Below are 9873 nucleotides of genomic sequence, written 5' to 3'. Positions count from 1 at the left end.
AGACTACGAATCTGAGGGTCGGACGTTCGAATCGTTCCGGGCGCGCCAATTCTTCTCGACCTCCACGGGCTCGCCGACGTCGCCCATCTGTCACGAGCTGGGCGGGAACTCCCCGTTGATGATCGTGCCGTCCGGAAGCTGGCAACGGCCCTCGCCACCGCCCACCATGCCCGCCGACGGACGGATGAGGTTGAATCGGCAGCGCATGCGCCCGCGCGGCCCCGCGAGATTGGCGACCACCTTGCCGGCATATTCGGTGAGGAACGCCTCGCCCGGGCCCCAAACGTCCCAGTCGCGCCAACGCCAGCGCCTTTCCCAACTCACCCAAAGCGGCTCGAGCTGGTCGACGGTCGTTTCATGGGTGATTTGGAAGAACTGGCCCTGGTACGCCTCGCCCGTGTTCAGGGCTGCGGTTATGCCCGCTGGTGAACACACTGACGGACGTCAGCTGCACCCCGGAAAGTTCGATGCCGACATCAGGGCCAGGCCGCGACAGCGTTCCGGGTTCCGCTAGAGGGCTTCGGAAGCGCCTGGGCAGTCGTTCCTTGTCGATTTGGCGGCTGATGAGGCGCTTCTGGTCTGGGCGAGGTCAGCCCGATCGGTCCGCGTGGGCGCCGAGCAGGCTCGTCATGTCGTCGGCATGCTCCTCCTCCACAGCCAGGATTTCCTCAAGCATCGCGCGGGTGGTCGGGTCGTCGTCGCCGAAGTAGCGGATCAGCTCGCGGTAATGATCGATGGCGATGCGTTCGGCGACAAGGTTCTCGCGGATCATCTCTACGAGGGTGTCGCCGAGCGCGTACTGGGACGCCGCGCGCGTAGCCAGGCCTTCCGGGTCGAAATTCGGCGTCCCGCCAAGCTGATTGATACGCTCGGCCACCGCCAGCGCGTGCTCGTGCTCCTCGCGGGCATGCTCCGCGAACTCCGCCTTCGCCCCCTCGCTGGCGAGGCCCGAAGCTGCAATCGAATGCTGAGTGTAGCGCAACACGCAGACGATCTCCGTTGCGAGCACCGTCTGCAGGATGGCGATGGTCTGGTTCACGTCGCCGCGATAGGTCGGCGTCACAGCGCCGTCCTCCATGTGGCGGCGGGCCTGGCTGCGGAGGACCTCCACGTCCGTCAGGAAGGGCTTCGCGATCGTTCCATCGGCTATCGCCATGGCCGTCTCCTTAGGGCGCGGTCCTGATCGAACTGCGGGCGATGGGCGGGTCACTCGAAGGCGTCATGGATCACCTCGGCTATCAGGCCCGTGGCGATCCCGACCAGGATCAGGTCCTCGCCGACGCGGACCCATTCGTATCCCGGCGGCGGCCGATGCAGGTGGTGAGCGCGCCAATCCACGATCACGTACTCAGGGACGAAATAGGCTGGGGGCAGCCGCTCTCCGCGCCGCCATTCATGCCGAACCCAGCCGGGCGGCGGCGCATAGGGTTCGTGGAAGCGCGCCCAGCGATGGCCATGGTACGTCCAATAGTGGGGGGGCGGCTTCGCGAAGGCGGGGCCGGTGACCGTCAAGGCCGCTAGGGCGGCGGCAAGCAATCGTCGCATGGATGAATCTCCACAAGTCTCCGCGGCAGCGGCAGCGGCATCAACATGGAGCTGGAGACAATCGCGCGCGATGACGCATGTCAGTTTTCCGTCTGGCCCGTGGTTCGGCCCTTTTTCGTTCGGAGGTCAGTCCTGCGAGCTGCGAAAGCTTAGCCTTCAGCGCCCTGACGCCCGCGTTCGCGCAGCTCCGCTGCGAAAAGCAGCTCGTGATCGTCCCGGGAGCGACGACCTGTTCGAAGAATCTGGGGCGCTGGAGAATGACGCGCGGTTGGCGCGCCAATGGTTCGAACGTCACCTGATCGGGGTATGAGCCAACGCGGAACCGGCCGCCTGCAGGCCGTTGCTCTCGGATGGCCGGAGGGTCAGCTTCCCACCGCGAAGACGAGTGGCGGCTTCCGGCTATACGCGTCGTTCAAAGACGGCTCATGGACGGGAGAGGGTGGGGCGGGGTCTCATCAGAAAAGTATCTCCATCAAATAGTGAGCCAGCGCAGTGTGCGGCGCCTGGACCGTTCCAAGATGGACGGACGGATGCGGAGCAAGCCATGGCTGTGAAGCTGAACGAGACGGCCTTCGATCAGGCGAAGAAGCTGATCGAGGAGCGGAGGGTGGTGCTCGATGAGCGCGACGCCTGGAGCGAACACCAACCTCGCGCTGCGGACGAGAACCGCTTTATCGAGGGCCACGGGCTGGAGGCCTATGGCCGCTGGCATCTTGGTGTCGATGACGGGGCAGAGGCCCGCAAGGGGCGCTACAAATTTCCCTACGGCGATTTCGAGAACGTCCACCGCTGTGCTGTGCTGTCAGCGGAATCGAGGGCGGGCCAGTACAAGCATTACGACATCGAGCGAGCCTGCGCCCACCTCCACGGCGCCATGGACCTGCTCAAGGACTCTGGGGCGAAGCCGTCGAGCAAGAATTCCAAGTAGCGCGCCTGCTTTCCACGGGGTCGCAGGCGGGGAACGCCTTCCGCTGAGGCCGAGCTTTTCGTCTCGTCCGACCGCTTCTGCGGGGGCCGAGCTGGGGCGCACCGCCGGAGGATGCGATCGCCGACCACGAAATCTGGGAGGACAGCATCCATCCGGAGGACCGGGCCGCCAGGGCTCAGGTGCTCGAACGGGTCATGACCAAGGGCGAGAGCATGACCCACGAATACCGGATCATCCGGCCCGACCGCTCCGTACGCAGGATCTCCGACACCGTCTTTCCGATCCGCAACTCCGGAGGGCGCGTGGGACAGCTGGGCGGGATCGCCCGCGACATCAGCCGTCGCGACCTGCTCAGCGTCTATGTCAGGTCCACTCCTGGCTCGGCGTGGGGTCGCCGGACACCCATACATCGAAGGGTAAGGCGCCCTGCCGCAGGGAGGGCTGGGCTCGGGCTGGGAAATGCTCCGGGAGGGGAAACGAAACCGGGTGCGCGCGGATTGAAAGGGCAAGCCCGCGTGCGGCGCGGCCACTCTGCAAGGACAGCGAAGCCATGCCTAAGAAGCATCCAAACACGGTCCGCTGGGGCGGACCGGGCGCCAGTCACCAGGATCGGAGCAAGCCCATTCCGGAGCCGCCGCCGGCCCACCCGCTTGGCGCGACCGGCACGAACCCGCGGGTCAGCCAGGTCTCCGGCGGTGGCGGCGAACGCGACGAGAAGCACAGCCACGTCGACTCCATGCGCAGCTCGAAGTCCCACGCGACCGACAGCGCCAGCCCGACCTCCTCCGAAGACTGGCGCCGCAACCGCTCGCGGCGCGACCGCGAAGCCGACAAGGCCGTGCTGAAGGCCATGGGCGAAACGCGCAGCTTCCACGAGGCGTCCCATGACCCGAACTCGCCCGACGCGCCGGATGCCGGGGAAGGGACGCCGGTGCACGTGACCTGCGAAGGTGAAAACTCCGGCTTGGCGATCGTTGCGGCGGAGGCCGAGCGGCTGGTCCGGCGCGCTATCGCCCGGTTCGACTCCGACCTCTCGGAGGTCCAGATCTATCTGACCGACACCAGCCGCCACGGCTCGCCCGGACTGAAGAGCTGCACGATCCAGGCCAAGCCGCACCGCGGCCAGCCGGTGGCGGTGACGAAGTCCGCGCGCGACATGGACGAGGCGATGACCGCCGCTTCTATCGAACTTGTCCGCCGGCTGTCGGAGGTTCTGCGCGACAACCGCGGCGGCCAGAGCGCCGCTGACGAAGCTTCGTCTCGAGACTGATACGCGCGCTGCGGGGGCCGGCCTCCGTGGACTAGGCTTTCGTCGGCGTTGGCTCACATCCCAACGTCGACGACAATCGGCGATGTCGGCGACTCAAAGGCCATCGGCGACAAGAAGGCCCGCCAGACCTTTTCGGCCGCAGACCAAGCCGTAATCGTCCAGCGGCGCACTTTACTCGGGATCGGGGCCTTCTCGACCGCTTGGCCGTTGCAAGCTCACGCGGCCGTCCGGGCGAACTTCCCTGAGATCAGAAGTCGAGGTTAGCTGAAGCCCACATGCCCGTGGAACAATTCCAACGTCTGGGAGTGGCCCTGGCGATCGGCTTCCTGGTCGGGGTCGAGCGCGGCTGGCGCGCCCGCGAGGCGGCCGAGGGCGGCCGTACCGCCGGCATTCGGACCTATGCCCTGACCGGCCTCCTGGGCGGGGTCTCGGCGCTGCTCGGCCAGTCGCTCGGCGGCTGGGCCTTCGTCGCCATCGCCCTGCCGTATGCTGCGGCGTTTGTGCTCTTCAAGCAGCACGAGCAGGAGGAGGAGGGCGATCATTCGGTGACCGCCGTCGTGGCGGCGCTCCTGGTCTATGCCCTGGGCGCCTACGCGGTGGTCGGTGATCGGTCCGTCGCCGCGGCCAGCGCGGTCGTGGTCACGGCCCTGCTGGCCTTCAAGGGCGTGTTGCACAACTGGCTTCGACGTCTGACGTGGCCCGAGCTGCGCAGCGCCCTGATCCTCCTGGCGATGAGCTTCGTCGCCTTGCCGCTGCTGCCGGACAGGGGCTATGGCCCCTACCAAAGCGTCAATCCGCACGAGCTTTGGCTGCTGACCATCGCGATGGCCGCGGTGTCGTTCGTCGCCTATGCCGCGATCCGCGTCTTCGGCCCCTCCCGCGGCCTGATCGTCGCCAGCGCGGCGGGGTCGCTGGTCTCCTCGACGGCGGTGACCCTCCACCTGGCGCGTCTGAACAGGGCGACGCCGGCCGGGATCCGCAGGCATGTGGGCGCCGCCTTGCTGGCCGGGGCGGTGATGGGCTTACGGCTGTGCGCGATCGCCGGGGTCCTCGCGCCGGCGCTCTTCCAGCGCCTGGTCCTGCCGCTAGGCGCCTTCGCCGGCCTGTCGGCGGTCCTGGGGCTTGCCGCCACCCTGCGACCCGTCGAGGAAACCGGGGACCAAGAGGACTCGCCAATGAAGAGCCCGTTCGACCTTGGGTTGGTCTTCAAGTTCGTGTTGGTGCTGGGCGCGGTCATGGCCGCCACCAGAATCCTGTCGGCGCTCTATGGCGCCCACGGCCTGTTGCCGATCGCAGCGTTGGGCGGGCTGGCCGACACCGATGCGGTGACTCTCGCCGTCGCCCGGATGACGCACCAGGGCGTGGATGTTCGCCTCGCCGCCGACGCCGTTCTTCTCGCGGCGGCCGTCGACAGCGCATCGAAGGTGATGATCGCGGCGGTTGTGGGCGGGATGCGGTTCGCTGCGATGTTCGCCGGGGGAACTCTGCTGGCGGCCGCGGCAGCGGCGCTTGCCTGGTATTGGGCCGCCTGACGGGAAGGGACTTAGGCCGCTGCCGCCGTCGCGGAACCGGTAGCCCACGCAGGCTAGCGGTCGCCGTCCGTGACGTCGGCGACGGAGCCCGGGACTGGCTCGCCGAGGGCGGTCTCCACCACCTCGCCCGAATCCTTCACGCCCGCTCGCGCCCGCCGCAGCGGCGTGTGTTGGGCGCGCATGGCTTCGCGGTCGTAGACCAGCATCCGCTTCAGCGCGTCCTTGCTGGCGCCGGGCAGGACCACCTCGTCGTCATCGATCAACAGATCGCCGAAAGCGACCACTACCCGGTGGGCGCCGATCCCCAGGAAGCCGCCGACCGAGAGGACGGCGAAAGCGACCTCGTCGCCCCTGATCAGCAGGTCGTCGATGCGGCCGATGGACTCGTCGGCGTCATTGATCACCTCGCGACCCAGGAGTTCGCTGGCCGGATAGGTGGGGGCGAGCTCGGCCACCTCCACAATGATCAGTTCGGCGTGGACGGCGGCCGGCGGCGGGACGGAACGGTCGGACGTGCTGGCGGGGTCTTGTTGGCCTTCGGACATGGCGGTTTCTCCAATTCAGAATCCCTTCTCTGGAGGGTTCGCGCCGTCCGCGCCCTGACGCCGGTCAGTTCGGCGGCCGGGCGCATGATCTAGCCCTTCATGGAGTGGCGTGCGTCCGGACCTTCCGGGTTGAGGGCGGGGACCGCGGCAGCGGAGTCGAGGAACAGCAAATGACGGACTTCAATCGCGGCATCCCCCGGGCCATCCCGGCGGTCGCCGACATGGCGCGCGACGCTGGCCTGCGCCGCTTCATGATCGGCGTCCATAACAAGGTCGCGCTCGGCCTCGTCCTGTCCGGCGCCATCGCCTACGTCACATCGAGCGTGCCCCCAATCCGCGACCTCCTGTTCGTCGTGGATGGCGCCGGCCGTCTGCGGGGCATGACGGTGCTGGGCATGATCGTCGCCTTCGCCCCACTGGTCATTCTGCTGGGCGCGGCGTTCGCCATGCGCCAGCCCTCTGTCCGCGGTTCAGGCCTGCTCTACTGGAGCATCGTCAGCCTGATCGGGGCCTCGCTCGGCGTGCTCGTCCTGACGTACACGGGCCAGTCCGTCGCCACGACCTTCTTCGTCACCGCCGCCAGCTTCGGGGCTCTGAGCCTGTTCGGCTACACCACCAAGCGTGACCTCAGCCCGATCGGGAGTTTCCTGATCGTCGGCGTGTTCGGCCTGATCATCGCCTCGATCGTGAACATCTTCCTGAGATCGGCCGCCATGGCGTTCGTCATCAGCGCCGCGGGCGTGCTCATCTTCGCGGGCCTGATCGCCTACGACACCCAGCGGCTGAAGGCGATCTACTATGAACTCGGCGCCGACCAGGCGGCGCGGGGCGTGGCCACCAACTTCGGAGCCCTGACGCTCTACATCAACTTCATCAACCTGTTCCAATTCCTGCTGCACTTCATGGGGCAGCGCCGCTGAGGATGGAGAGGGTGGCGGCGCCGAGGCCGAACAGGAGCAGCACCGCATTCGCGCCGTGGGAATACTCCCATCTCGCCCGCAGCTTCTGCCAGTCGGGCGTGACCGACTTCCAATTGTCGGTCGCCAGGTCGGTCGGAAGCGTGACGGTCAGGAAAATGGCGAGAGCCGTCCCGGTCAGGACTGTGGCGGCGACCGCAAGATGAAAGGGCGGCCCCTCCGCGGCCGCCATGATCGCCTGGGTCAGGTTCGCCGCCAGAGCCGCGACCAGGACGATGGGGAACAGGTCCCATCCGCGGTAGATCGCCTGGACGGCGTAGTACCGCTCCTGCGGAAGGTGCAGCTTGCGGGACAGGGCAAGACCGTTGGCCATGCCGGGGGACAAGGCCAGGGCCGTCAGGACCACCGCCAGGAACTGGACCACCTTCACAGCCATCAGGCCCACTGGCCTTGGAAGAGCGACCGGCGGGCGGTCTCCCCCGGCAGTCCCAGGTCCTTCAGAACGTCGGCCGTGTGCTCGGTTTCGTGGTCGGGCTTGAACTCCAGGCCGAGTTCCTTCTGCGGATCCTCTGAAGCCCCGATGAGCATGAGCTCGGCGCCCGGATGATCCAGGAAGCCGGCGGTCTCGACGGGGATGAACCGACGCCCCCTGAAACGCTTTCGCAGGGCCGAGGGGAAACGCGCCTCGTGCTCCGAATCGAGGCCGGCGGCCGGTGGGCTTGCGGCCTCCGGGTTCTTCACCGCGATGATGTAGCTGGCCTCGCGGCGAATGTTCAGGGCGCGCTCGGCCGGGCCGGGGCGTTCCGGCAGTTCGAGCGCATAGGTCAAATGGGTGTGGTCGCCGTGCCGGACGAGTGCGTACACCCCTTCGGCGATCAGGCGGGCGGCGGGCTCTTCGCGCAGCCCCAGCGTCTTGGTGCGGTACCGGACCTCGCCGAGCTCTTCGCCGAGCGCCGCCCGGCTTCTGAACACATTGTAGAGGAAGGCCCAGAAGCGGTCGTGGCGGCCGGGATCAGGCAAGCGCTTGCGGCCGACGATGAGCAGGCGGTACTTCCGCGCGCCTTTGGGCCTAAGCAGCAGGTAGACCCGCTGAACGTCGTCGAGACCGCGCACCCGATCCGCCTCCACCCGAGGGCGGTAGAGGAAGTATATGTCGCCCTGCTCGACGAGCGGTGTCGCACGAGACTTCACTTCGGCCATAGCCAGGCTCCCGTGCGTCGGGGGGGGCGCCGGACCGCTATGGCGGGGGCGCGTTGGTGATCACCTCGGTCACCTGGTTGCCCTGCTGCACCACAATGTGGGCGACCTGGCCGGGCTTGATCTTGCCCGTGGCGTAGAGCCCCTTCAGCAAGACGGTGACTTCCGGTGGCACGTCCGCCTGCGGATTGACTGGAACGATGACAGCGGTCTTCGCCTGCGGATCGATCACCACGCCGACGGCCGGGGCGGCAACCACGGCGGCCGTGGGCGTGGCGGCCTGGCTCGCGCTGTGGGCCTTAGGCGCGGGCGACTGGCCGAGCGCGGGGGGTACGCCGAACGCGAGGACGGCGGCCGCGGTCAGGAAAGCGATCTTCAACATAAGTCTCTCCTTCTTGCAGGCGGCGGCCGGGATCGGCGCCGCCGACGCCGCGGAGTCTAGGGCGATGGTCCGGGGTCGCCCTGACGGAGATCAGCGCGCGACCAGCAGGGGGAAGGTCTCCTGCTCCATCATGGTCTTGCTGGCCCCACCCAGGATGATCTCGCGCAGGCGGGCGTGTCCGTAGAGGCCCATGACGACCAGATTGGCATGGAGCTCCTCGGCGTGGCGGCGGATGACCTCGCCGGCCTTGGCGTCGGGGGAGCGGTCGATGACGATCTTCGCCTTCACGCCGCGACGATCCAGACGCTCGCCCATGAAGGCCTCTGCTTCGGGCGGCGGCTCGACCATCAGCACCTCGACGCGATCGGCCGCCTCGAGGATCGGCCAGGCGCCGCGCAGGGCGCTAGCCGCCTCCCGCGAGCCGTTCCAGGCCACGAGCACCCTGCGGCCGGGTTCGCCGCCGAGCCGGGGCGACTTGGGGACGAGCACGACAGGGGGCCCGGCCTCCCGGCAGAGCTCGGTTGGCGAGAGGGCGGGGTTGGGCATGCCGGACTTGGGAAACACCACCAGGTCGGAGCAGCGCGCCATGCCGATGAAGCCATGGACGGTCCCGTCCTCGAGCGTCGTCCATTCCGCCCGCGCGCCGGTCTCCTCGACCGTCGACCGGAACCTACTCTGTGTGGTTTGCACCGCCTTGTTGACGGACTCCAGGTGCCCCTCGACCATCATCTGGAGGGTCGTTGGGGGCAGGACACCCGCCTCGTCAGCCCCAATCGGCGGCGGGAGGAACAGCGGCTTGACGAACACCCCATCGAGCGTCGCGCCCGTCAGCGCGGCGAGGGCGGCGGCGATCTTCAGGCGGGCGGTCGCGTCCAGCTCGGCGTCGGCGTAGACCAGGATCGTGCGATAGGTCATAGCGGTGGTGTCCAGCGGTTGTTTGCGCCGGCAGGCTGCGCCCGCTGGACGGCGCGCGTGCTGACCCGCCTCAGTTTTCCTTCAGGTCACCACGTCGAAGACGGCGCGAAACTATCCCGCCGGTGTGAAGGTGCTCAACGAGGCGGCGTTCGCGGCCCCGCACTCGACGCTCGACCCTGCGGCCATGCGCGCCCCGGCCATGATGGAAAGCGTGCGCGCCACCGCCCTGGTATCGCCCTGGCCTCCGCCGAGGTCTACCGGATGCTGGTGGGGCTGCCCGGGCCGCCCCACCGGGAGCTTGTTGCGTCGCTTACGCCGGATGCGGCGCCGCGCCGGGCAGGGTCGCGAAACGCTGGGCCCGCAGGCGGTAGGCCAGCACCAGCAGGGTCACGCCGAACACGATGGCGTAGGCGCCGACCCACCAGGTCAGCACCAGGGCGCCGAGCAGTGGCGCGATCGCCAACAGCACGCCCCAGACGACGGAGATGAAGCCGCCGAAGCCCATCCACCAGCGCCCGTGGTCGCCCCTCAGGCGGACGGCGGCGGCGATGGCGAGCACGCCGGAGACCACCGCCCAGGCGGCGATCAGATAGACGAAGGCGAGCACGGTGAGGCCCGGCAGGAAGACGGCGACCCCGGCGG

General features: G+C 68.2%; 13 protein-coding genes and 1 pseudogene. 5 read left to right on the top strand and 9 right to left on the bottom strand.

Annotated elements, in window-relative coordinates:
- Window positions 1–90: 90 nt before the first annotated feature.
- The 3 genes from JWP28_RS15700 to JWP28_RS15690 all read right to left on the bottom strand — a co-directional run bounded on the left by JWP28_RS15700 (window position 91) and on the right by JWP28_RS15690 (window position 1545).
- Window positions 91–435, bottom strand: a complete 345-nt coding sequence (locus tag JWP28_RS15700) for a hypothetical protein (RefSeq protein WP_299544341.1) — start codon at window positions 433–435, stop codon at window positions 91–93.
- Window positions 436–589: 154 nt separating this feature from the next.
- Window positions 590–1156, bottom strand: a complete 567-nt coding sequence (locus tag JWP28_RS15695) for a ferritin-like domain-containing protein (RefSeq protein WP_299544340.1) — start codon at window positions 1154–1156, stop codon at window positions 590–592.
- Between the two features lie 50 nt (window positions 1157–1206).
- Window positions 1207–1545 (bottom strand): RcnB family protein, encoded by a 339-nt coding sequence (locus JWP28_RS15690; RefSeq protein ID WP_299544338.1) that lies wholly within the window; start codon window positions 1543–1545, stop codon window positions 1207–1209.
- 544 nt (window positions 1546–2089) lie between these two features.
- Between JWP28_RS15690 and JWP28_RS15685 the strand changes: the two genes are divergently transcribed.
- From JWP28_RS15685 to JWP28_RS15675, 4 genes and pseudogenes are all read left to right on the top strand, one after another.
- On the top strand, window positions 2090–2473 hold the full coding sequence (locus JWP28_RS15685; protein WP_299544336.1) for a hypothetical protein: 384 nt from the start codon (window positions 2090–2092) through the stop codon (window positions 2471–2473).
- Between the two features lie 77 nt (window positions 2474–2550).
- Window positions 2551–2805: pseudogene (locus JWP28_RS20670) on the top strand (PAS domain-containing protein); the annotation flags it as partial.
- Between the two features lie 218 nt (window positions 2806–3023).
- Complete coding sequence (locus JWP28_RS15680) at window positions 3024–3743, top strand: hypothetical protein (RefSeq protein ID WP_299544335.1); 720 nt, start codon at window positions 3024–3026, stop codon at window positions 3741–3743.
- Window positions 3744–4018: 275 nt separating this feature from the next.
- Complete coding sequence (locus JWP28_RS15675; RefSeq protein ID WP_299544333.1) at window positions 4019–5275, top strand: MgtC/SapB family protein; 1257 nt, start codon at window positions 4019–4021, stop codon at window positions 5273–5275.
- 53 nt (window positions 5276–5328) lie between these two features.
- Here the strand turns inward: JWP28_RS15675 and JWP28_RS15670 are convergent, their stop codons facing one another.
- The gene (locus tag JWP28_RS15670; RefSeq protein WP_299544332.1) at window positions 5329–5820 is read right to left on the bottom strand and encodes a PRC-barrel domain-containing protein; all 492 of its coding nucleotides are present in this window, start codon (window positions 5818–5820) and stop codon (window positions 5329–5331) included.
- Between the two features lie 170 nt (window positions 5821–5990).
- Here JWP28_RS15670 and JWP28_RS15665 point away from each other — a divergent pair, with 170 nt between their 5' ends.
- Complete coding sequence (locus tag JWP28_RS15665) at window positions 5991–6740, top strand: Bax inhibitor-1/YccA family protein (RefSeq protein ID WP_299544331.1); 750 nt, start codon at window positions 5991–5993, stop codon at window positions 6738–6740.
- Here JWP28_RS15665 and JWP28_RS15660 read toward each other — a convergent pair.
- The 5 genes from JWP28_RS15660 to JWP28_RS15640 form a co-directional block, all read right to left on the bottom strand.
- Window positions 6721–7173, bottom strand: a complete 453-nt coding sequence (locus tag JWP28_RS15660; protein WP_299544330.1) for a hypothetical protein — start codon at window positions 7171–7173, stop codon at window positions 6721–6723. The two genes, JWP28_RS15665 and JWP28_RS15660, sit on opposite strands and share 20 nt — an antisense overlap.
- On the bottom strand, window positions 7173–7937 hold the full coding sequence (locus JWP28_RS15655) for a hypothetical protein (protein WP_299544329.1): 765 nt from the start codon (window positions 7935–7937) through the stop codon (window positions 7173–7175). Before JWP28_RS15655 ends, JWP28_RS15660 begins: the two co-directional genes overlap by 1 nt.
- A gap of 37 nt (window positions 7938–7974) precedes the next feature.
- Window positions 7975–8316: a hypothetical protein gene (locus JWP28_RS15650; protein WP_299544327.1), complete on the bottom strand. Its 342-nt coding sequence runs from the start codon at window positions 8314–8316 to the stop codon at window positions 7975–7977.
- Between the two features lie 90 nt (window positions 8317–8406).
- Entirely contained in the window at window positions 8407–9231 is an 825-nt protein-coding gene (locus tag JWP28_RS15645) for a universal stress protein (protein ID WP_299544325.1), read from the bottom strand.
- Window positions 9232–9541: 310 nt separating this feature from the next.
- Window positions 9542–9873 (bottom strand): DUF308 domain-containing protein (locus tag JWP28_RS15640; protein WP_299544323.1); only part of this gene is annotated, 332 nt, incomplete at its 5' end.

The sequence above is a fragment of the Phenylobacterium sp. genome, assembly GCF_028290885.1.
GTDB lineage: Bacteria > Pseudomonadota > Alphaproteobacteria > Caulobacterales > Caulobacteraceae > Phenylobacterium.
The sequence above is the reverse complement of the archived record's forward strand: the minus strand, read 5'-3'. Positions and strand labels throughout refer to the sequence as shown.